The following is a 22218-nucleotide window of genomic DNA, read 5'->3' as shown; positions in this document are numbered from 1 at the left end:
CCTACAAAAATAAACCTCTGAGTAGCTTCATCTATCCTAAAATCTCTAGTTAACTGTAGAGTCAAGAGATTCAAGAACATTTGTAACCTAGTACCAAGTAGCATTCATACAAGTAACCTTCTCTTCCCTGCACCCTTATTGAAAACGCCACAATTGAACCTACTTGGTATAAATTTTTTAGCTAAAAAATTTATACCAAGGGTCAAATATGACAAAAGCAGTTAAATTACTCAGTTCAGGCTGATGTTTGAGACAAGAGCTTTTCTGGGCTAGAAGCATTAGAATTTCGCACTTCTACCATCCCGCGAAACATATTCATCCCACAGGCAAATTCATAGCTTCCTGGTTGTGTAGGAGTAAACTCAATTGTTGTGACTTGATTGAGCGGCAAGCTCTGTGCAATATGGAAATCAGGTAATCTCACTTCCTCTAGACAACTACTAGGGTCGCGCCGGAGGAAGTTAAGCCGTACTGGTTGTCCTACTTGCACAACAATGCGGCTTGGCTCGTAACCACCGTCAACAGTTATAGCAACTTCTGAAATTCCCTGACGGGCTTCCACCTGTTGAGATTTGGGCTTGCTCAACAGGAACCACCAGAGTTCCAAACCAATCAGTCCTAATCCACCCAGCGTCACAGCCGCTTTGTTTTTCAATGGTTGTTCGATGCGACGAAATTGTGTGTTCGGCGTGCTTGGTTCGCCAGGCATTTCAGCGGCTAGCGCTCCTGATATTGCACCGAGCAAAAATCCTAATCCTGCTAACGTACCAAAAAAGGTGGCTTTTTTGAACATTTTGTAGCTCCTTTTATTTAAAATTGCTGAAACTAAAAGTTAAACAGTAGCTTTGGGCTGGAAAGAACGCAGTCGTAGAGAATTTGTTACTACTGAGACTGAACTAAATGCCATTGCTGCTCCAGCAATGATGGGGCTAAGGAGCCAACCAAAGAAGGGAAACAAGATACCCGCAGCAATCGGAATCCCAGCAACGTTATAGATAAACGCAAAGAAGAGATTTTGACGAATGTTTCGGATTGTGGCGCGAGACAGTTGGATAGCAGTGACAATTCCTTGCAAGTCGCCAGAAATGAGAGTGATGTCACTAGCGGCGATCGCTATATCTGTTCCTGTACCAATAGCAATTCCTACATCTGCCTGCGCTAAGGCAGGAGCATCGTTGATCCCGTCTCCTACCATTGCCACAACCTTTTCCTCTGCTTGAAGTTGCTCTACAGTAGCCGCTTTTTGGTCTGGACGCACTTCTGCCAATACTCGCTTGATTCCCACCTCACGAGCAATTATTTCCGCAGTTCGCTGATTATCTCCAGTTAACATAACTACTTCCAAACCCAGTTTTTGCAGTGTTTGAACTACACGAGCAGAGGATGGTTTAAGAGCATCAGAAATTGCCATGATTCCTTGCACCTTTCCATCAACAGCAATCCAAATCACAGTTTTGCCTAGATACTCCAACCTATCCCAGCGCGATTTTAAAGCTTGGGTATCAATTCCTAGTTCGCTCATCCAGCGCCTAGTACCAACCTGTACAAGTTTATTTGACACATTTCCTTGTACCCCACTCCCTGCGATCGCCTGAAAATTTTGTACTACCGTCAAATCGACGGCTTGAGATTGAGCATACTGTACCACTGCTTCAGCTATTGGATGCTCTGAATTTCGTTCTATTGATGCTGCTAGCTGCAACAATTTGAGTTCGTTATTGTTAGCAGTCCCCTCAACAGTTATAAAATCAGTTACTGTAGGTTTTCCTTGCGTTAATGTCCCAGTTTTGTCTAAAACAATTGTTTGCAATTTGTGCGCTAGTTCCAAGCTGTCTGCACCTTTAATTAAGATGCCGTTTTCTGCACCTTTTCCTGTCCCAACCATAATTGATGTTGGAGTCGCTAAACCCAATGCACAGGGACAAGCAATAATTAATACGCCTACAGTTGTAATTATTGCTAGGGTGACATTACCCATGAAGTTATACCAGATGATAAAGGTAGCGATCGCTATGGCAATTACAGCAGGCACAAACCAGCCTGTAACCTGGTCAGATAATCTTTGAATTGGTGCTTTAGAACCCTGCGCCTGTTGCACCAGTTTTACTATTTGGGCAAGAAACGTATCCTTACCTACCCGTGTCGTTCTAAATTTGAAGCTGCCAGTTTTGTTAATCGTAGCTCCAATTACTTCATCACCAGGTTGCTTTTTGACAGCTACACTTTCCCCTGTCACCATCGCCTCATCTACTGTCGATGAGCCTTCAATCACTTCACCATCAGTGGGAATTTTCTCACCAGGACGTACTAGAATAACATCGCCAATCTGAACTTCGGCGATTGGGACTTCCATCTCTTTACCATTGCGGATAATTCGGGCAGTTCTTGCTTGCAAGCCCATCAGTTTACGAATAGCCTCAGAAGTCTGTCCTTTAGCACGGTTTTCAAATAACTTCCCCAATAGAATCAGCGTAATTACAACTGCTGCCACCTCATAGTAAACACTGGGAGATAACCCTTGGGCAATCAGAAACCTGGGGAATACTGTGACAAATAGTGAATAGAAATAAGCTGCACTGGTTCCCAACGCTATTAGGGTATCCATCGTAGCAGCATGACGCTTCAAGGCTTTCCAACTGTTTATGTAGAAAGACTTGCCACACCAGAACTGAACTGGTGCAGTCAATACTGCTTGCAGCCAAAAATTATGCAGCCACATTGGAATCAAGGGAATATGCAACCCCGTCATTGCTGGTAGTGAACCAATCACCAGAATTGTACTAATGATTCCACCAATCCAAACCTTGCGTGTCAGTTGCCGCGATTCTGCTATTCGTGCTTTACGTTCAGCATCATCATCTCCAGTGAGTATGTCTTGTTCCTGCACTGGTTGACCGGAGTATCCAGCAGCATCTATGGCATCCTGAATTGCTTCCAAGTCAGTTTTTTCAGAGTCATATGTGACACTAGCAAGTTCTGCTCCAAAATTTACGCTGCATTCACTCACACCTGGAACAGATTGAATTGCGTCTTCAATACTATTTGCACAGGAGGCACAACTCATGCCTCGCAATTTAAGCGTTGCATTATTTTTATTCATCGCTCACCTCACTTACTTATTTTGACTACATCTCACTTACTGGGCGACAGTATATCCAGCTAGGGAGATCGCCTCTTTCACCGCAGCTTCAGATTGCTGTGTTTCAATGTTGACAAGTTTTGTTTTTGAGTCAGCTTCGACTTTTGCCGTTGGATCGATAACTGTAATAGCGTTAGTGATGGTTGTTACACAAGCAGAACAAGCCATATTAGAGACTTTGAGTTGAAGTGTCATAGATTTAGAAGTAAAGAAAAATATTTAAGTTTAAGACCTAGCTTTATCTTGCATTCTCCAGTGAGATGGAGAGTCAAGGGGGCAGTTTAAATCTCTATCTTTGGGAGTAGGTGTAAGATTAATATCTTTACTTCGACTAACGCTCAAATGCTAACGCGACGTAGCAATATCGCATTGATTGAGACAACTACTGTAGAAACAGTCATAAGTATGGCTCCAACGGCTGGAGTCAGCAGAATCCCTAAAGGGTAAGCCACTCCAGCCGCTAATGGAATTTCAATTACGTTATAGCCTGTTGCCCAGAACAAGTTTTGAATCATTTTGTTGTAGGTAGCTTTGGCAAGTTTGAGTGCATAGGTCGCATCTAACGGATCGCTTTTAACTAATACTAAGTCCGCCGACTCAATTGCCACATTCGTCCCAGATCCGATCGCCAGCCCCAAATCCGCCTCAAATAGAGCAGGAGCATCATTGATACCATCACCCACAAAAGCAGTAGGTTTCTCAGCTTTTAACCGTCGGATCAGCGCAGCTTTATCTTGGGGAAGCACACGAGCATAGTAGCGATCAATATTTAATTCTGTTGCCACTGTCTTCGCGACGGCTTCAGCATCTCCCGTGATCATCACCGTTTGAATTCCCATCTCGTGCAAGCGTTGAATTGCCTCCCGTGCGCGTTCTCGTACTCGATCTGCTAACCCGAATACCGCCAGCACTTGCCCTTTGTTCATCAAAGCTAACTTTCTTCTGTCACTCTAGGCAGAAGAAAATAAGAATTCCCTCGATAAGTCAGTTAACAATCTAAGACAATCAAACTGATTCATGATAGAGATTAGGCGAGGAAAACCGAGAGATAATTGTGGAATGGGAAATACCTTTAACCAGCGCTTAATCAAATTAAAGCAAACAAAAGGTTGTAGGATTAGACGAAGATTATTAAGGGGGTTTTTCCAGCCAAGGTTCTCATCCCAGCTTTCATGGGATTGGAACTTACGAGGAATTGTCAGCAAAGATTGATTGAAACTATCCCAGTGAAGACTAACCATGAGATAGGCACTCATAACAAGTTCCTCGCAGAAAAACCCAACCACCATAAAAATAAATAATGGTTGAGAGAATAGGCGTAACCCAGTTCACCCCCAGAAACTGAACGGCTTGATAACTAAACCAATCCTGAAACATTGGTGAAAAATAGAGGACTGGTAACGTTAGTAGGAGGCAAATGAAGAAGCGCCGTTTAAATATCTCTGGGCTATGTCCAGCGTGTTTATCATGACTAGCGTGTTTATTATGACTACCTTGTCTACCTTGTGGGTCAGGATCGGGCAGATTTCTTTCAAGTTGCTTTTCGTGTCCGTAGTGTCCAACGTATCCCGAATCGAGTTGGTCCTGTTCATCATTACGGTGATTGTGGTTCATAAATGAATTCTCCTTAATATGTGTAAAATTGCGATCATTGCAGCTATGCTATATCCCCCTACCAATAAAGCAAAGTGAACAGTGTATAACCTGCCCACTTTGCTTTAAGCTGCTTAATCCAGAATTGCAATGCTACACACTCTTTCTTTACAAGAGTTGAATCACTACCTGTTAGATTAAATAGACGTGTTTTGACTAGAAGTAGTCATCGCCTGAAGCAACTGTTGCATTTGGGTAATTTCTGCACTTTGACTCTTGATAATGTTTTGAGCTAGATTGCGAATTTCACGATGTTGAGCGCTGTTAACAACCATGCCAGCCATCATCGTTGCCATTTGATGATGACGAGTCATTTGACGGAGAAATTCTCGATCAAAATTCTGGGCATTTTCTAGCGTTTCCATCATTTCCCTATCCATCATCTCCATCTGCATCATGGACTGAGCCATCCCGTTCTGCATTCCCATGTTCATGCCATTACTAGGAACTTCAGTGCCATACCACTGTTTGTACCAAGTTTGCATTTGCTCGATTTCGCGGGTTTGTTCTTCGATGATGGATTGAGCCAGCTTTTTGACTTCAGGACTTGTAGCTCGGTTTAAAGCCATTTGTGCCATTTTATTAGCACTTTGATGATGTGGAATCATCATTTCAATAAACGGCTTATCAACTTCAACCCTCATCTCCATCCCACGCTCCATAGGCATTGTATTTGCTGGTCGGGGAGACTGCACCTGTGCGTGGTCTTCAGCTTTGGCGCTGTCGGTGAGGGAGAAGATCGTGATAGTGCTGCCTGCCAGTAGAGCGACAATGCTGTAAATTGCAAATTTTCTGTTCATTATTTGAGTCATTGATATTTAAGGAAACAAACGGTTTAAGCAGAGTAAACGTCAAATCGGAGTAGAAATCTTGTCATTGCTACTCTCCAAATCCCGATAGCTTTGAATCTACGTTAAACTATCCAGTTAGCTGAAAAGTCAAGAGGTCATTTGACTAAATAACCACAATTTTGTAGTGATGACTTCGAGTAGTTCAATAACTGGCTATCAGATGATCCCCCGAAGGCATAAGAACCCTCGGCTTTACGGCTATTGCTAACAATAAACTAGGCAGCCATTGCTACCATCTGGCGACAAGACTCAGCGCAGCGTCGGCAGGATGCAGCACAGCGCTTGCAATGGTCGTGGTCGTGCTTTTCGCATTCAGCGGCACAGCGTTCGCAGGCTTTGGCACAGACGCTGCACAACTGAGCGTGTAGGTCTGAGTTACGGGACATGAAACGAGCGCAAAGGTCGCAAGTGTCAGCGCAATCTCGGCACAGTTTGATACATTGAGCCATCATTTGTACCATGTCGCTACTTAAGCAAGCAGTGGCACAGTTTTCGCATTCCTGTAGACATTCAAAACAAGCTTGAATACAAGTTTTGAGTAAAGATTGATGGGACTGAGATGCTGTCATTATTTAACTCCCTCCAATGTAATAAATTCAAGTGAAGGCAATGGTCTTACTTCTTCGGTTTCACCTTAATTAAATTGTGATTACACTTACGTCTATCAAATGGAGAGTTAGTTATTTCTTCCTAGAGGAACACATTGATTTCACCTAAATTTCATCTTTGTATGCTCGGATGTGACAGCTATTACTAAATCTACAAAACTTACAATAATTTTATTTTTAGAAAAAGACTAAGTATATAAAACAATAAATTCTGCTGTTGAAGATGAAGTAAATAATTTCTTGAACAAACAAGTAACCTAGTTTTAAACAAACAGTTTTAAATCAAGATAAATTAACGCATAGGTTTAAAGTCAGTAGTTAGAGTTTCATTTTGATTTCATTTAAGAGTGCAAAACTAAATAATAAGGAGAAAATCCTGTTAATTATTCAAGGACTGCCGCAATGAAAAAGCTAATTAGCCCTGTTACTTTTACCTTAGCAATTCCTGCTGGGATAGCCTCGCTCTACTTATCTTTAGTGCCTGCCTTTGCAGGAGGAATACTGCGGGATGCTAATGCTCCTCATATTGTTCATAGCAACGCACATCCGAACGGTACTAGAGTACCCATTACTACGCATCACTTTGAATTGCACGTCCAAGGCAAGGAGCTATCACAACTCTCCATTGACATCCCAGAAGGTGTTGAAGTTAGCGATCGCATCGTAGTTACTGACCAAACTGGTAAGAAAATCGACTCTAATGTCTCTATCAAAGATGAAAGAGCTACAATAGTATTCTCTCAGCCTATACCTCTAGAAACAACACTATCAATTTCAATGAAGGGTGTTAAAACTTCGTTTCTCTCACGAGGACGTACTTTGCTTTATCCTGTATATGGCACAAGCGTGGGAATGACTGAAGATGTACGCATTGGCATGGCTCAAATTCAGACTTACTAACTGATTAGAAAACAGATCCTAGTCTTCTTGTTTGATTCAAGGATTAGGATCTGCGAACGTAGAGGAAAAATAGACTGCTATGAGAGTTCTTTTAGTTGAGGATGAGCCAGATTTAGGGACTGCTATTAAACGAACTTTAAACCAGGAAAAGTATGTAGTTGATTTGGTTCTAGATGGCACTACAGCTTGGAACTATTTAGATAGCAATTGGACGCAATATACACTTGCTATTTTCGATTGGCTGTTACCAGGGGTATCAGGGTTAGAACTGTGTAAGCGGTTGCGACTGCGAAATAATCCTTTACCAGTTTTGATGTTGACTGCTAGGGACCGCATGGAGGACAAAGTTGCTGGTTTAGACGCAGGGGCTGATGACTATCTTGTAAAGCCTTTTGGGATGGAAGAACTGTTAGCACGGTTACGCGCTCTGCAACGGCGATCTCCCCAAATCCAGCCCCCACACTTACAAATTGGCGATCTTACTCTAGATTATGCTACTCATAGTGTTTATTTTCAAAATATATTAGGTAATAAACAGATTGTGTCTGTGACTACTAAGGAATTTCAGTTACTAGAGTATTTCATGAAGCATCCAAATCAGATTGTTACCCGCGACCAAATTCAAAATCAAATTTGGGAAGTGAATGCAGAAGCTACCAGCAATGTAGTAGCTGCTCAGGTCCGCCTGCTACGCCGCAAGCTTGCTCAAATAGGTTGTGATGACTTGATTGAAACTTTGCATGGCATAGGATATCGTCTTAATCTAAGTTATGAACGAAAATAGACTGTTTTCTCGGACCCGCTGGCGACTAGCTACATCTTATGCGCTCGTGATGGGCTTGATCCTAAGCTTCAGCGGGCTGGGAATTTATGAGGCTATTGTCCATGCTCACTGGCAAACTCTGGACCGAGAGTTAGAATTTGTTGCTGGAACGCTGCATGACAGTATAGAAAATACACTGAAGCAACCTGGACGCTTAGAACCTGCAACTCAAGAACTCCTACCAGAGCAAATGGAGCAACGCCACGTTTTAGGGGCAATTCATCGTGGTGACTACTATATTAGGTTTTTAGACCTTTCCGAGCGGAAGATTGCTTTAGCTGGTTTACAACCTGAAGGATTGCCTCTTACGTCCACAAAAAATACTTGGCAAAGTCCCTGTGACGAACAAGGAAATTGTTATCACCAAATTTCTCTATCGCTACATACCCAAAATAATACCCCCTGGGGATATATGCAGATGGGGCGGTCTCTTAGAGATATCAATGAATATCTTACTAACGTAAAATTAATTTTGCTTTTGGGTTTACCCATCGCTATGATTCTAGTTGGCATTTCCAGTTGGTGGCTAGCTGGTTTTGCAATGCAACCAATTTACCAATCCTATAAACAGATACAACAATTTACAGCCGATGCTGCTCATGAGTTGCGGACACCTCTAGCTGCTACACGGGCAACAGTTGAATCAGCACTACGGACACCGCATACATTTAACCTAGAGGCACAGGATATTCTCAAAACTATAGAGCGTCAAAACCAGAGACTTACTGGGCTTGTTGCTGATTTACTGTTATTAGCTCATATGGAACGACGGCGATCGCCCCTACGAAGCCAGCTTTGCTGCCTCAATGACATTATTAGCGATTTGATAGAGGAATTAGCCGCTTTGGCGATCGCCGCAGAGATAACGCTGTCTTCTGAGATCCGAGTGTACAAACCATTGTATGTTGTAGGTGATGAAGAACAATTGTATCGTCTAGTTTATAACTTAGTTATTAATGCCATCCACTACACATTGGCAGGTGGTAAAGTAACCGCGATCTTGGATTGCAGCGACCATCATGCTCTTATAAAAATTCAAGATACAGGTGTTGGTATTGCCGCTAAGGAGCAAAAGCGGATTTTTACTCGATTCTACCGTGTTGATAGCGATCGCTCTAGAACGTCAGGAGGGGCTGGATTAGGTTTAGCAATAGCCCAAGCTATAGTGCAGGCACATCACGGCAGTTTGCAGGTACATAGCGAGTTGGGTAAAGGTAGCACTTTTACAATCCGCTTGCCTTTAGCAGTTACTTCTCCCAAAAGTAAAAACCTCAATTATTGACTGCTCAACGTCCTTCATCGAATTAAAATTTCATCTTGATTTCATAAAATTCTGTCAATCTGTTTTTAGTAACAAAAAAGCAATACTGTTACTGTTCAATTGCCCTTGATGCTTATTTTGCCCCAAATCTCAATATGATAAATACCGAATTATTCGTAAACTATCATTGCAAACTATATTGCTAACAGTTAGTTATCAATTTATCTAATCAACCTATTTTTTAGCCTAGCAATAGTTAGCTTATATAACGAGTAGTAGGTATCCATATTTTGAAATTTTTCCATTACTTAGTAACTGTAGGTACAGAGGTAGTAATTGCCTTTAATACAATTAGTTCGGTTGCATCCCAAACTCTGCCACCTTTTGAGTATGCTGCAAATAAGCCGATTGTAATATCTAAAAGTTCTGATTTTGCTCAATCTACTGCTCCTAGCTCAACGCCTTCGGCAGGTCCCAAGCCACTTAATTCAGAAGATATCCCTAGCCGGAGAACTCCAGCACCTAACAGGCTTAACCCAAATCCAAATCCCTTGCAGTTCCCTACCTTACCCGAAGAAGTACGAATTGAGGTAACTGATGCTATTAGCTTAGGGCAAGCATTAGAACTAGCGCGGCGTAACAATCGCCAATTGCAAGTAGCACTGCTAACTTTAGAACGCAGTCAAGCAAATTTGCGTGAAGCCCAAGCGGCTGAGTATCCCACCCTAAGCGTTCAAGCAGGGCTAAATAGTCGAGGTAGCGACCTATTGAGTGATTCTGGCAATAATACAAATAGCAATGCAGACAACAGTCAGATATCTGAGTTACTCAATCAACTTAACGGTCAAGGGGGTGGTAGTTCTACCGCTTTAAGTGGGACTGTAGAACTTAGTTATAATCTCTATACTGCAGGCGCAAGAACAGCCCGAATCAGGGGTGCAGAAGAACAGCTACGCTTTGACCAGCTAGATTACGAACGCATATCAGAGCAATTGCGATTGGATGTCTCTAACGATTATTACAACCTGCAAGACGCAGACGAACAGGTAAGAATCAATCGGGCGGCTGTAACTAATGCTGAAGCGAGTTTACGCGATGCTCAAGCTTTAGAACAAGCAGGGGTAGGGACTCGGTTTGCTGTCTTGCAATTTCAAGTCCAGCTAGCCAATGCCAATCAAAATTTAACTAATTCTTTAAGCCAGCAGCAAATTGCTCGCCGCCAATTAGCCAATCGCCTCAGTATTGCTCAGTCAGCGAACGTTATTGCCGCAGATGCAGTAGAAATAGCAGGGTTATGGAACTTGTCAGTAGAGGAAAGTATTATTCAAGCTTTTCAAAACCGCGCCGAACTCCAGCAGCAACTAGCACAGCGAAATATTGCCGAGCAAAACCGCCGCATTGCGCTAGCAGATAATAGACCAACAGTTGCTTTAACTACTAATTACAACATCAGCGATACTTTTAACGATGAGCAGAGTTTTGGTGACGATTATTCGTTAGGTGCTAACGTGCGCTGGAATTTATATGATGGGGGAGCCGCAAGAGCCAGAGCCAGAGCAGAGGAAGCCAATATTGCGATCGCGGAAACTAATTTTGCCGATACCCGCAATCAAGTCAGATTTGAGGTAGAACAAGCTTACTCAAATTTGCAATCAAATTTAGCTAATATTCAAACTGCTTCTGTAGCTTTAGAACAAGCTAGGGAAGCTTTGCGTTTGGCAAGGCTACGCTTCCAAGCTGGTGTCGGTACTCAAACTGATGTCATTAGCGCTGAAAACGATCTTACCGAAGCTGAAGGCAACCGAGTCAGCGCCATCTTAGACTACAACCGAGCCTTAGCTAATTTGCAACGAGCGATTAGTAGAAGGTTTTAAACTAAGTGCTAAATATCTTAATTACTCTAAACGAGCATTGTTAGAACCTTAGATTCGGATATTTCACCTTAATTTCATTTTATTCGTTCAGAATGATTAGAATCAAGACAATTCAATACTTATGTACAACCAAACTTCTCTAAAAAAATCCACACAAATAATTTGTAGTTCTACCTTAACTTTAGCGATCGCTTTGTCAAGTTCTATTGCTTATGGAAAAGCCAAAATCCCAGATGCAAAAACTCCACATATTTTTGGATTTGTGCAATCTCCTCCCACACGAGCAAAAAATGTTAAGCATTCCTTTTATTTACAAATTCCTCAAGATAGTAGTTCCCTCTCTCAAATAACTATTAATTTCCCTTATGGTTTAACAGCAAGCAGAAATATTAATGTATCTGATGACTCCAATCGTAAAATTGATACTAATGTTTTGATTGAAGGGCGAAAAGTTACATTAATGTTTCCTCAGCCTGCTGCGCCTGGAAGTACGCTTAAGGTTGACATGAAATATATATCTATTTCAGCCTTCCCTCGTCCTTGGCTATATTCAGTTCAGGCTAAGTTCGTTGGTTTTAACAAGGATATACCAATTGGCTTATTTCAAATTAGAGCTTATCGCTAACAAATCTATTAGAAGATGTTAAGTACAGTCGCCCTAGACAAACTTAGGGTTGATTGTCCAACTAAGGAGCATATGTATAAAAAATGCACCAATAATAACTCCTATTCTTAGGATACTTGAGTTGGAAGTTCTGTGGCACACATCTGTAATTCTTGATAGTAGCGCCACCATTCAATAATGCCTATGTTATCTCTTCGCTATGTTAATAAATAGTTGATTTATCTATGCTTAAGCCGCCTCCACGCAAGCTCCCTTTCATAGATCGCCGCGATCGCCAATTCCTCTACCTCTACGAAGTCGATGCCTTAGTCGCCGCCACTCGCCAAACCCGCGCCCCCATCCGCAACCAAGCTATAGCGCTCCTTCTATTCTGCCAAGCGCTGCAACCCTCGGAAATCTGCTGGCTGCGCTGGTGCGACCTCAACAGAACCACTAATACTCTGCTTGTAGTTCGCAATCGTTCTAAATCTCTTCGCATCCAGCCGCAAATCGTAGTCAACCAGCAGCCTTTGTGTCCTGCTGAAGTTGAGCTTTTGCAGGAATTAGCCGAGCATTGTAAAACTGATTGGATTCTAGAAAGTGAAAGACAACAACGACTAAGCGATCGCTCTTTGCACCATATAATTTACCAAGCTGGCAAGCAGGCTAAGTTGCCAATCCCAACTCACCCTTATATGCTGCGCCGCACTGGGCTATATTACCGCGCTGCTCTACTGCTGAAATCTACCGATTTATCTCTGCACGAATGCTGCATCCTGTGGAACTATTACGCTACATCATCTCCTTCTGCCCAACTTGAGTATGAGGCGATTGAGCGCAAGAAAGAGGAAGCCTTTTTGCAAGCTTTTGAGCAAATCAAAGCTTTTGCTGGTATTAGTGCTGGTGAAAATGCGATTGATTATCTGTTAGGTGCATACTTGTTGTTTCCCAGGCTGCAAGCAATCCCAGAAGGCTACTGGCTGACCCCTCCCGACTGGGGTCTGAGAACTTTGCCGAAAACATCTGGGCGTTCCTACAACCTATGCTAGCAAAGCGATCGCGCTTGCTACCTGCTCTGGATTAACATCAAGGTAACGTTGCAGAGCAGTCAGCGATTGATGCCCCGATATCTGCTGAATTACGCGAATTGGCACGTTGGCATTACTCATATTTGTCAGTGCTGTACGGCGAAAAGAATGAGTCGATGCGCCCCTAATTCTGACTCGCTTGCAGGCAGATTTGAGAATTAGGTCTGCACTTGCCCTTGTCAATATCTTATCCCCATTGCGTCCTGGAAATAATAGACCAGGCGGCGGACTGTAAATTTCTAAATATCTATTTAGCTTCGGGTGCATGGGCAAGGTACGAGTAGCGACTTTACCTTTTGTCGTTGATTTTCGTAACGTCACCGTACCACTTGCTAAGTCATAGGTAGTCAATGCCAAGGCTTCGCTGATGCGACAGGCGCAGTAGTAAGCGATCGCAAACAATAGTTTGTCTCTAGGGGTAACTAATCCGCGCTCAAATAGACGGTTGAGTTCGGCAGAAGTAAGAATTTTAGCGCGTCCGTTGCCCCCAATTTTCATAGTTATTTTTATATTTGTTACCTACTGCTTATTATCATCCATGACTTGACGTTTTGTAAATTTCGTCAAGTCCGGCAAAAAGCTGCAATCGCTGCACTGGCAATCATTTAGACTACCTTTTGTCAATTGGTTGCAACAAGGATTCGACGAATTATCGATAGCTATTGTCAATTGGCTAGGGCAGTCATTAATGACGTGCAACTTAGAAATTGCGTCAATTAATTCCCAACGCGATACAGGTGGAAAAGTCTTCAATCCTTTATTATTGGTTCTCATTCCATTGCTCCAGAAAGCTGAGTTTTCTCTTCAGTTAGTTTTATAGCTCAATTACCTCAAATCTTCTAGGACATCGAAATACATCACTTTTCAAAGTTTGCTAGGCATTTTCCCCTTACCCCACCAAAATACGGCTCAAGTTTATCTAGCTCAAACAAACGTGCTTCCCTTTCAGGAAATATTCTCTAGTAGTACAGTTGCACTCTCTAACACCTACCCATAAAATAGCAACGGTGTTAGAAGTGAACGGCTATGAATAAAGGTGAATTAGTTGAGGCGATCGCCCAGAAAGCCAATGTCAGCAAGAAAGAAACCGATGCGATCTTAACTGCCATGTTAGAGGAAATTATGGCAGCAGTTGCAGGTGGCAACAAGGTAACGTTTGTTGGGTTTGGTACTTTTGAGCCACGCGATCGCTCTTCACGTGAAGGACGTAACCCCAAAACAGGTGAAAAAATGACAATTGCTGCTACTCGCGTTCCTGCTTTTTCTGCGGGTAAGGTTTTTAAGGATAAGGTTGCTCCAAATACATAAGGGTTAATTTAGGCATGGTATGAGCGGTATTAGCAAGATCGTTCACGTCGATCTTGATGCATTTTATGCCTCGGTTGAACAACGGGACAATTCTTGCTACCGAGATAAACCACTCGTAGTCGGCGGATTACCTCAAGAGCGCGGCGTGGTAGTTGCTGCTAGTTACCAGGCAAGGAAATTTGGTATTCATTCTGCCATGCCCTCCTACCAAGCCCTACAAAAATATCCCAATCTCATCTTTGTCCCACCCCGCTTTGAGGTTTACCGCAGCATTAGTAAGCAAATTCACGCCATCTTCAAGCGCTACACCGACTTGGTAGAACCTGTTGCTTTAGATGAGGCTTACCTTGATGTCACCCAAAATAAGCTAGGGTTGCCTTACGCTACAACCATTGCCAAACAAATCAAAGCCGAAATTCTAGCCGAAACAGGGTTAACTGCAAGTGCAGGAGTTTCCCAAAACAAGTTTCTAGCAAAAATGGCATCGGGCATGAATAAGCCCAACGGACTAACTGCGATCCTCCCAGAACAAGCCCCAGCTTTTGTTGCTGCCCTACCAATTGAGAAATTTCATGGCATTGGACAAGTTACTGCTAGCAAGATGCACAACTTGGGTATTCATACTGGATTTGACCTCAAGCGATACAGCGAAGACGATCTAGTACGGTATTTCGGCAAGGTAGGGCGATTTTACTACTTGATCGCTAGGGGTGAGGATAATCGAATAGTTGAACCTAACCGCAAGCGCAAATCAATCGGCGCAGAAACTTCATTCACCAAAGACTTGAACGACCTTCAAGCAATTCTGCTGGAGTTAGAAACTATCGCCCAAACCGTTCAGCATCGCTTAGAAAGCTACCAAGCTTTGGGACGCACAATTACGTTGAAAGTCAAATTTGCCGACTATCAGCAAATCACACGCAGCAGAACTGTAACTGATGCTATTGGCGAAGCGAAGGCAATTAGCCAAGTAGCTAAGGAATTGTTAGCAACTATTTCTCTCCAGGGGCGCAGCGTTCGACTGTCAGGAATCTCTCTATCCAACCTCGACTATCCTCAAAAACCACGACCAATTCAACTATGCTTGTTTGAGTCAGGAGTTTAGGCTTGAGCGTCTAGTCAACCCAAAACAATGGGAGCAACCCTGATTTTGCTGTACTACCACAAAGCAGTAGGCGAGATTTGCAAGGTACTCTCCCTGCTCTTTCCAGTCAGTTGATTACTGCTGATTGTGGAAAATTTTGAGGCTAGCTACTCCCACTACACTAGTTAGAAAAATTCCCCCCAAGAAGGAGAGTAGATAAAGAACTGGTCCAAAGCCCATATCGGCAGTCAATAACCAACAAAATAAACAATTTAAGACGAACAGAATGAGGATTGAGCCTAAAAACTTCATTGATTTTCCACTTTCCTTTGGGTTGCTAGCCGAGGTCTTCGTTGTCGCCAAATTGCTTCTTACTATTGCAAAGTCGAAATTGGATACCAGAATCTCACGATACTCAAGCCAGAGCGCTGCTAGTTCCGATCTTCATATTTTACTGCTTCGCGGCTAGCAGCAATTCCATCTCCAGGAAGTTACTCTCCTCCAATCGCGATTACTACTAAGGTTTATAGCTATGCCCCCAATGAAACCTACAAACCCCTCAAGGGATGAGTATCCAATGCTTATATCAACGGCTGTTCGGAAGATCAATTTGATAGATGGCGTTAAGTAAACTTAAACCAACGAATTATTGCCAGGAACTAGATAAAAAAGCAATTGAGGAAGCGCGTAACTTTAATGAACAAAGGCGGGCTTCTAAGCCTTTTTGGAGAAAACTTCAGCTTAAGCTCAAGGGGTGAATCCCCAAGCTAAAGCGATTTTTACTCTACCATCCATGCCGCCTCAAAAAAGTCGCGTTCGCATAACATCGCATAGCGGTAAATCGAATGTACTTGGGTAGTAGCACTTGCATACCGTTCTGCCAAAGCTTCTAATTGTTGAGCTAACTTCTCAAACTCCGGAGAATTGTATGTATAAATCCAGTTGCTATACTCGTGGTCTGGAACTCCAGTAGCAGCGAGTTGTTGCCCCAAAAAAGCATAAAGCCGCATACACGGTAACATCGCAACTGTTGTTATACCTACATCACTACTCCATGCAGTAGCCAGCAAAAAATCGGTATAACGCCTTGTTGCTGCTTGGGGTTGAATAGTACGCAAGTCAACTGACCAAGTAGCAGCAAAATCTTCGTGCAGACGCAGTTCTGCTAGCACCCCAGTCGCTAGGTCATGAAAAATCCCAAATCCTTCCCAATCGGGTGACTTAGCTGCACTTGCGCTATATGCACGCGCAAATGCCTCTAGAAAGAAGGCATCTTGTCCTACATAATAGGCAAATTTTTTCCGCTCCAGTGTACCCTTTGCAATACCTTGGACAAAAGGATGTTCTAAGCAAGCTTGTACCAAATCAAGATTTGCTTGCCATAATTGGCTAGATATAGTCAAAGTTTTTCTGCCTGGATAAGTTTAAGGATCTGTTGGGATTCGGATTCATTTCTGTTTACCCTATACTAACTAGCAGCGCTAGTAATAGGTGCTGCCCCTTCTTTCGGTTCTTTAGGCTTTTTCTCGAAGGTCTGAACGTTCGGCTCCTTAAGGACAAAACCCTTTTCTGTCTTCTCCCCCATTTGCCCTGCGATCGCGGCTACCCACATCGGATAATTTTCTTGGGCTTGCTCTAGCTTCTTAAACACCTTGGGCTTGAGAGTAACAGATACTATTTGCTCCCCTATGTCAATATCAAACTGCTTCCAACCATTTTCTACTGTCTGCACGTTTGCTGGAAACTCATTAATTTTTATGGTTAATTCAAGCTTTCCTGGTGTGGGCATTGCATATCTCCTATGGTGTAATGCTCTTTCCCTATTGCATTGCTAGTAATGGGTCTGTCATGTCTAAAAGCCAAGGTATTTTTTAGTTTGGCTTTAGTATAGCTGCTGATTATAACTAGAATTTTGCCTCTCTTGCTAGATGTTTAATCTCCGCTCAAGCTTTAAATTGTTTCAGGTGAACTCAGGGGTCAACTCCTGACTATCACTGTATCGGTAGTTGTATCTATGAATACTTTAGAAAGCATTATTATTGGTCTGACTTTAAGTGCTGCCTGTGGCTTCCGCATTTTTGTCCCGCCGTTGGTTATCAGCATCGCGGTAATCTTTGGACATCTACCAATTACGTCGGGTTTTGAATGGGTTGGCACTTACCCCGCACTGTGGGCATTTGCGATCGCTACTGTTGTAGAAATTGGTGCTTATTACGTTCCTGTATTAGATAATTTACTGGACACGCTTGCTACACCAACAGCACTGGCTGTTGGCACTTTTGTTGCTGCTGCTGTATTTCCAGACAGCGATCCTTTGTTGCAATGGACGATGGCAGCAATTGCTGGTGGGGGTACTGCCGGAATACTCCAAGCTGTAACCGGAATTACTCGTTTATCTTCCACAGCTTTGACTATTGGGCTGGGGAATGCTTTTATTGCTACAGGTGAATCTATTGGTGCAATTACCTTATCAATATTAGCTTTGGTAGCGCCTGCGATCGCAATTGGTTTGGTTGCAATTTTGCTAATAGCTAGCTTGAACAAGTTTGTCCAAACCAAAGCTACTAGCAAAAATTAATGACTACTAATATTGAACTAATTTAAGCCAAATTGACAAATTTAATGTTATTGGTGGTAAGTCTTGTTAGCAATGCTAATAACTAATCACTTATTTTCCCAGGACAATGTGTATGGACGCTATTCAAATGTTTGCTTTAGAAACCTTCTTGGAACGCAATTACTTTATTACTGATGAAGAAGGCACAATTGCTAGCATTGGATGTGCATCTTTTTCCACCTACCTTACTAACTCTGATGAAGAAAGCTACTGTTTCTCCTTATATCTAGGCGATCTCATTGGTTATGAATTCTCCCTAATAGATGAGGATTATGTTTGGGAGGAAGAAGGTTTAGAAGCAAGGCTTACTAAGGTAAATTCCCTCAAGCAACTTTTCCAAGATTTTGCTGAACTCACTGGAGACATGACTTTTGAGGAAATAGAAGACACCCCAGAGGAATCAGAATGATTGATAGTTAGCAGGCGAACTAAAGTTAGTAGGAATTAACAATTCACCATCTTGCTGAAGGATAACCATTATTAGCAAGCGACATTAATCGCAATCGCTCTTGCAGATGGGTGTATCGCTCTTGGTCTTTGACTTGCCTGATCGCTAGACTAATTGCTTTGGTTGTCCCCACAACAATTGCTAGCTTTTTCGCACGAGTCAGCCCTGTGTAAATCAAATTATGCGACAGCATCATATAATGCTGCATAAATACAGGCATAATTACCACTGGGTACTCAGAACCCTGGGCTTTGTGAATTTTATGTTATACATAATGTCTCCAACAATTACACAGCTACATTTTGATTGTTGTGTATATATTCCACAACATAACATCCTAAATTCTCACAATTCGATGGTCTTTGATGGAGGTTAAAAGTACCACCCCAACCGACAAACTCAAGCAGTCTAAAGACCAAGCTCACCAGATGTGGACAACCTTTGCAACTCAGGTAACTTAGATTGAGTGAGATATTCTGGTAAAGAGCCTCGTTGAGTGATTAATATCGTTTAGGGAATACGCTGCCAGTATTTTTTACAATCCATTTACAACTTTACTCAAGTGGTTACTTTTTAATTCTTTGCTCTTGAGATGAACCAGACACGGGATACTTAGATAAACCTAACTGAAAGAAAATGTACACTGTCAACCCTGAAAGGAGAGCAAGCACGATAACAATAACTCCTACAACTTTACCTATAGATTTGGATTCATCAACTTTGGAGGTTTTGCTTGAAGATTTCTGGTTCTGTCGGTTTTGAAGATCCGCCTCTTTAGTCATACCTTGGTCAAAGTTGATAGAGTTGGCAACCGTACCACTAGCTCTGAAATCATCTGCCATTAATGCTGAACCAATTGGTTTGAAATCTCCGCCGACATTTCCTACTGTAAGACTGCGACTTTGAGCCGTGTAATTTCCTTGAACATAATTACCTTCAATTTTTTCGTTATAATTTAGGTTGCTTATGTTGACAGGTTCAATTGAAACAAAAATGTTATCACCTTTTAGAATATATTTAGTGCTATTATCCTTCTCTTGTTTGCTGGCATGATTTTCCAAAAAATTTACTATTTCATTAAAATTAAGTTTTAGATAATCAAACACTTGAGAATTTGGTTTTCTTTGTCTCAGTTTTTCAGAGCTAATTCTCTTAACTAATTTTTCAATAGTTGAGAATAGTTTACGGAAGTATTCTGGCGATACTTCTTTAATCTGTAATACTAATTTTTCTGACAAGTTTGCTGGAGAAATCAGAATAAGGCAGGGAAGATTGCTTAATTCTACGTTCAATTGTCTAGCGATATCATATGCTTCAGACTTATCATAGGGTTTACTTTTAAACCAGCTTGCATTCAAACCGGATTCAGCCATTTTTCTCCAACTGTGATTTGCCTGTCTCCACTTAGGGGAGGGATTCTCCAAAAGATAGATAGTACACCAATCTCCTGTTAGCTTGTCTAAAGCATCAAAATGTTCTCTCACATAGAGGGATAATTTGTCATCTTCATCCGTATACAATAAAATTCCAGGTATAAAACCTTCTTCAGATGATAATAGTGATTTTTTGAGCGATTCATTAAACGATTCTTGATTTTTCCAAAAGAGTAGATTTTCAAAAAACTCTTTTCTATTTCGGACTGGAGCTACAGCACCATAATATATCTCGATATTTGCTTCACTAATATCTGCTTCATTGAAGCTTGCCCCTTGTTTTTTAAACTCCTCAAGCGAGGACGATGGAATTCTTGTTTGACGGAAACTTGTGCCACTGAAACTAGCACCGCTACAGGTTATTGAGCCAAATCCTTCGACTTCGCTAAGATCTGCCTCGTTGAAGTCTGCCCAGTCGAAATTTGCTCCTGCGAGATTTGCTTTCCTGAAATTTGCTCCACTAAGATCCGTCCAACTAAAATCGGCTTTGTTAAGAATAGAGCGACTGAAATTAACTCTGCTAAGATTTCCGTTTTTGAAGTTTGCTTCGCTAAGGTCGGCTTCGCTAAGGTCGGCTTCGCTAAGATCTCGTCCTTCTGCACCATTATTAATAATGTCCCAAACTAAGTACCATTTTTCGTCAATAATTGCTTCCTGAATTTGGGTACAGTGTAATTTCGCATATCTAAGGTTTGCTTCACTAAGGTTGGCTCCACTAAGGTCTGCCCCTCTAAGAATTGCCTCACAAAGGTTAGCTTCTCTGAGATTTGTCATTCTCAGGTTTGCCATATTTAAGTCAGTTTTGATCAGGTTAGCCTTGACTAGATTAGACTTGGCAAGATTAGCTCTATTAAACTTTGTTCCGGTGAGATTGACATTCTTCAAATCAGCCTCACAAAGATTCGCTCCTTCAAGGTTAGCCATACTCAGGTCAAGTCCTTGAAGATCTCGTCCTTCTACCCCATTATTAACAATGTCCCAAACTAAATACCATTTCTCATCAATGGTTGCTTCTTGAATCTGGGTTCCTCGTAAATTTGCATATTCGAGGTTAGCTTCACTAAGATTAGCCCCACTGAGGTTTGCTCCATTAAGATTTGTTGCATTAAGGTTTGCCTTACACAGATTTGCGCCAACAAAATTGTTACCCCTTAAAGTTAGTCCGCTCAAATCCGCTCCACTGAGATTCGATAAACTAAAGTTAGCCTTATTAAGGTTTGTCGATGCATAGAATTTTACTCTAATAAGATTTGCTCTACTGAGATTTGCTCCACTAAGGGATGTTTGAGGGAGTTTCTTATCTTCCAGGTTAGCTTCAATAAGGCTTGCTCTACTAAGGTCTGCTTCCTGAAGCAATGCAGTACTAAGGTTTGCTTTACAGAGGTTCGCACCACTTAAGTTTGCTTGGAACAGTGAGGTTCCGCTGAAGTCTGCTTCACTAAGATCTACTCCACTGAGGTCTACCCTAGAGAGCTTTAATCCTCTTAGATCCGCTCCCTTAAGTTCGGGAATACTTTGAGGATTTTGCTGTCTCCATTTATTCCAAACTCTGAAGCCTTGTCGCAGTAGAGTAATATGCTGTTCGCTTGCCATTTGCTTTACCTTAAGAAAACTGAACCTAAAGAGTACACGAGCTTTTTTCAGTTAGGGTGACAGCCTAAGCAAAATAGTGTTTACAACCCCAAAAACTTGGTTATTAAAGGCAACGATTCACTACATACGTCTGCCAGTTTAGCAACATCAGGTAAGCCAGCAACTGTTCCTTTCAATATTTTTACCGATGTTCTCGCCATCTTTTTCATAGCGCCATCGTTAGGATTCTTCCCTGCTTCAGCTAGGGTTTTCACCTGCTCCAAAGCTTCAGTTCTATCCTCATCATTTAGATCTGAGGAGGTGGAGATTGCCTCACTTAGTTGAGACAAGATTTCTTTAATACCTGGTTTTTTAGGATCGGGTGAGGAAGGTAGCTGGTTTATGGACTCAGCAACAGTACCATTAATCTCAACGTTATCTGACATTACCGCTGAACCGATTGGTTTAAAGTCCCCCCCTACATTGCCAACTGTGAAGCTGCGACTTTGATCGGTATTTTCATTCATAGTTCAATCACTTGATATAAATTTGGACTAAATAGAACATAATCAAGCTTGGGATAGTGAAACGTTTTGGTACATTTTGGGCAAGGCAGATACTCAATAACTCAATTAAACTGGATCTTCCCACAAGCGCTCATAAATACACAAACTTAATCCTAAACCCCCAACTCTTAAGCTCATAATGCTGTCACCACTGACATCCCAAGCCACCTAATTGATTTATTAGACTGACTTCGCCTGTCTAAACCCCTAATCTGAGTGATTAGACAGATCCTTTCTGCTTAACATCCAGAAATTTCGTAGGTTAATACCTCCAAATGGGTAATTAAACTGCAACTTGTCTGTATATTACCCCAGTGTCAAGGGCAAAGTACCGTATTTTTTCGGACGGCTTACTGAGGGGTTTTAATATCTCATCCTAACTCCTCTAA

At 42.0% G+C, this 22218-nt stretch carries 22 protein-coding genes and 2 pseudogenes; 10 read left to right on the top strand and 14 right to left on the bottom strand.

Annotation, left to right across the window (positions count from 1 at the left end):
* Positions 1–235 precede the first annotated feature (235 nt).
* From UH38_RS20270 to UH38_RS25600, 7 genes and pseudogenes are all read right to left on the bottom strand, one after another.
* Positions 236–793 carry a cupredoxin domain-containing protein gene (locus tag UH38_RS20270; RefSeq protein ID WP_045056505.1) on the bottom strand — a complete coding sequence of 186 codons (558 nt, stop codon included), beginning with the start codon at positions 791–793 and terminating at the stop codon, positions 236–238.
* A 39-nt stretch (positions 794–832) separates the two neighbouring features.
* Positions 833–3100 (bottom strand): heavy metal translocating P-type ATPase, encoded by a 2268-nt coding sequence (locus tag UH38_RS20265; RefSeq protein ID WP_045056504.1) that lies wholly within the window; start codon positions 3098–3100, stop codon positions 833–835.
* Between the two features lie 36 nt (positions 3101–3136).
* Complete coding sequence (locus UH38_RS20260) at positions 3137–3334, bottom strand: heavy-metal-associated domain-containing protein (protein WP_045056503.1); 198 nt, start codon at positions 3332–3334, stop codon at positions 3137–3139.
* Between the two features lie 143 nt (positions 3335–3477).
* Positions 3478–4074: pseudogene (locus UH38_RS20255) on the bottom strand (HAD-IC family P-type ATPase); the annotation flags it as partial.
* Positions 4075–4372: 298 nt separating this feature from the next.
* Positions 4373–4753 (bottom strand): hypothetical protein, encoded by a 381-nt coding sequence (locus UH38_RS27750; RefSeq protein ID WP_045056501.1) that lies wholly within the window; start codon positions 4751–4753, stop codon positions 4373–4375.
* A gap of 176 nt (positions 4754–4929) precedes the next feature.
* On the bottom strand, positions 4930–5592 hold the full coding sequence (locus tag UH38_RS20245; protein WP_045056530.1) for a DUF305 domain-containing protein: 663 nt from the start codon (positions 5590–5592) through the stop codon (positions 4930–4932).
* A 266-nt stretch (positions 5593–5858) separates the two neighbouring features.
* Positions 5859–6212, bottom strand: a complete 354-nt coding sequence (locus UH38_RS25600) for a four-helix bundle copper-binding protein (RefSeq protein WP_072044959.1) — start codon at positions 6210–6212, stop codon at positions 5859–5861.
* A 441-nt stretch (positions 6213–6653) separates the two neighbouring features.
* On the opposite strand from UH38_RS25600, the gene UH38_RS20240 reads away from it, so the two are divergent.
* The 6 genes from UH38_RS20240 (at position 6654) to UH38_RS20215 (ending at position 12762) form a co-directional block, all read left to right on the top strand.
* On the top strand, positions 6654–7151 hold the full coding sequence (locus UH38_RS20240; RefSeq protein ID WP_045056500.1) for a DUF2808 domain-containing protein: 498 nt from the start codon (positions 6654–6656) through the stop codon (positions 7149–7151).
* 79 nt (positions 7152–7230) lie between these two features.
* A complete protein-coding gene (gene rppA / locus UH38_RS20235) occupies positions 7231–7935 on the top strand; it encodes a two-component system response regulator RppA (protein ID WP_045056499.1) in 705 nt (234 codons plus the stop codon).
* Complete coding sequence (gene rppB, locus UH38_RS20230) at positions 7922–9256, top strand: two-component system sensor histidine kinase RppB (protein ID WP_045056498.1); 1335 nt, start codon at positions 7922–7924, stop codon at positions 9254–9256. Before rppA ends, rppB begins: the two co-directional genes overlap by 14 nt.
* A 269-nt stretch (positions 9257–9525) precedes the next feature.
* Positions 9526–11109, top strand: coding sequence for a TolC family protein (locus tag UH38_RS20225; protein ID WP_063124296.1), 1584 nt, complete (start codon positions 9526–9528; stop codon positions 11107–11109).
* Between the two features lie 193 nt (positions 11110–11302).
* Positions 11303–11734 (top strand): DUF2808 domain-containing protein, encoded by a 432-nt coding sequence (locus tag UH38_RS20220; protein ID WP_160296002.1) that lies wholly within the window; start codon positions 11303–11305, stop codon positions 11732–11734.
* Positions 11735–11958: 224 nt separating this feature from the next.
* Positions 11959–12762 (top strand): tyrosine-type recombinase/integrase, encoded by an 804-nt coding sequence (locus UH38_RS20215; RefSeq protein ID WP_045056496.1) that lies wholly within the window; start codon positions 11959–11961, stop codon positions 12760–12762.
* Here UH38_RS20215 and UH38_RS20210 read toward each other — a convergent pair.
* Positions 12754–13299 (bottom strand): tyrosine-type recombinase/integrase, encoded by a 546-nt coding sequence (locus UH38_RS20210; RefSeq protein WP_045056495.1) that lies wholly within the window; start codon positions 13297–13299, stop codon positions 12754–12756. The genes UH38_RS20215 and UH38_RS20210 overlap by 9 nt on opposite strands.
* 21 nt (positions 13300–13320) lie before the next feature.
* Positions 13321–13575, bottom strand: a complete 255-nt coding sequence (locus UH38_RS26400; protein WP_144405724.1) for a hypothetical protein — start codon at positions 13573–13575, stop codon at positions 13321–13323.
* 252 nt (positions 13576–13827) lie between these two features.
* On the opposite strand from UH38_RS26400, the gene UH38_RS20200 reads away from it, so the two are divergent.
* Together UH38_RS20200 and dinB are read left to right on the top strand one after the other, a co-directional pair.
* Positions 13828–14109, top strand: a complete 282-nt coding sequence (locus UH38_RS20200) for an HU family DNA-binding protein (protein WP_045056493.1) — start codon at positions 13828–13830, stop codon at positions 14107–14109.
* Between the two features lie 19 nt (positions 14110–14128).
* Entirely contained in the window at positions 14129–15214 is a 1086-nt protein-coding gene (gene dinB / locus UH38_RS20195; protein ID WP_200892533.1) for a DNA polymerase IV, read from the top strand.
* Positions 15215–15972: 758 nt separating this feature from the next.
* Here dinB and UH38_RS20190 read toward each other — a convergent pair.
* Together UH38_RS20190 and UH38_RS20185 are read right to left on the bottom strand one after the other, a co-directional pair.
* A complete protein-coding gene (locus UH38_RS20190) occupies positions 15973–16596 on the bottom strand; it encodes a TenA family protein (RefSeq protein WP_045056492.1) in 624 nt (207 codons plus the stop codon).
* Between the two features lie 65 nt (positions 16597–16661).
* Positions 16662–16982 carry a hypothetical protein gene (locus tag UH38_RS20185; RefSeq protein WP_045056491.1) on the bottom strand — a complete coding sequence of 107 codons (321 nt, stop codon included), beginning with the start codon at positions 16980–16982 and terminating at the stop codon, positions 16662–16664.
* 225 nt (positions 16983–17207) lie between these two features.
* Here UH38_RS20185 and UH38_RS20180 point away from each other — a divergent pair, with 225 nt between their 5' ends.
* Both UH38_RS20180 and UH38_RS20175 read left to right on the top strand, forming a co-directional pair.
* Positions 17208–17771, top strand: a complete 564-nt coding sequence (locus UH38_RS20180) for a DUF4126 domain-containing protein (protein WP_045056490.1) — start codon at positions 17208–17210, stop codon at positions 17769–17771.
* A 112-nt stretch (positions 17772–17883) separates the two neighbouring features.
* Positions 17884–18219: a hypothetical protein gene (locus UH38_RS20175; protein WP_045056489.1), complete on the top strand. Its 336-nt coding sequence runs from the start codon at positions 17884–17886 to the stop codon at positions 18217–18219.
* Between the two features lie 43 nt (positions 18220–18262).
* On the opposite strand, the pseudogene UH38_RS20170 reads toward UH38_RS20175, so the two are convergent.
* The 3 genes and pseudogenes from UH38_RS20170 to UH38_RS20160 form a co-directional block, all read right to left on the bottom strand.
* Positions 18263–18517 (bottom strand): annotated as a pseudogene (locus UH38_RS20170) (ATP-binding domain-containing protein); the annotation flags it as partial.
* A 307-nt stretch (positions 18518–18824) separates the two neighbouring features.
* Positions 18825–21284 carry a pentapeptide repeat-containing protein gene (locus tag UH38_RS25000; protein ID WP_052672486.1) on the bottom strand — a complete coding sequence of 820 codons (2460 nt, stop codon included), beginning with the start codon at positions 21282–21284 and terminating at the stop codon, positions 18825–18827.
* A gap of 80 nt (positions 21285–21364) precedes the next feature.
* A complete protein-coding gene (locus UH38_RS20160; protein WP_045056487.1) occupies positions 21365–21790 on the bottom strand; it encodes a hypothetical protein in 426 nt (141 codons plus the stop codon).
* Positions 21791–22218 lie beyond the last annotated feature (428 nt).

The sequence above is a fragment of the Aliterella atlantica CENA595 genome (assembly GCF_000952155.1).
In the GTDB taxonomy this organism is placed as follows: Bacteria; Cyanobacteriota; Cyanobacteriia; order Cyanobacteriales; family Chroococcidiopsidaceae; genus Aliterella; species Aliterella atlantica.
This window is presented reverse-complemented; position numbering and strand designations above follow the sequence as displayed.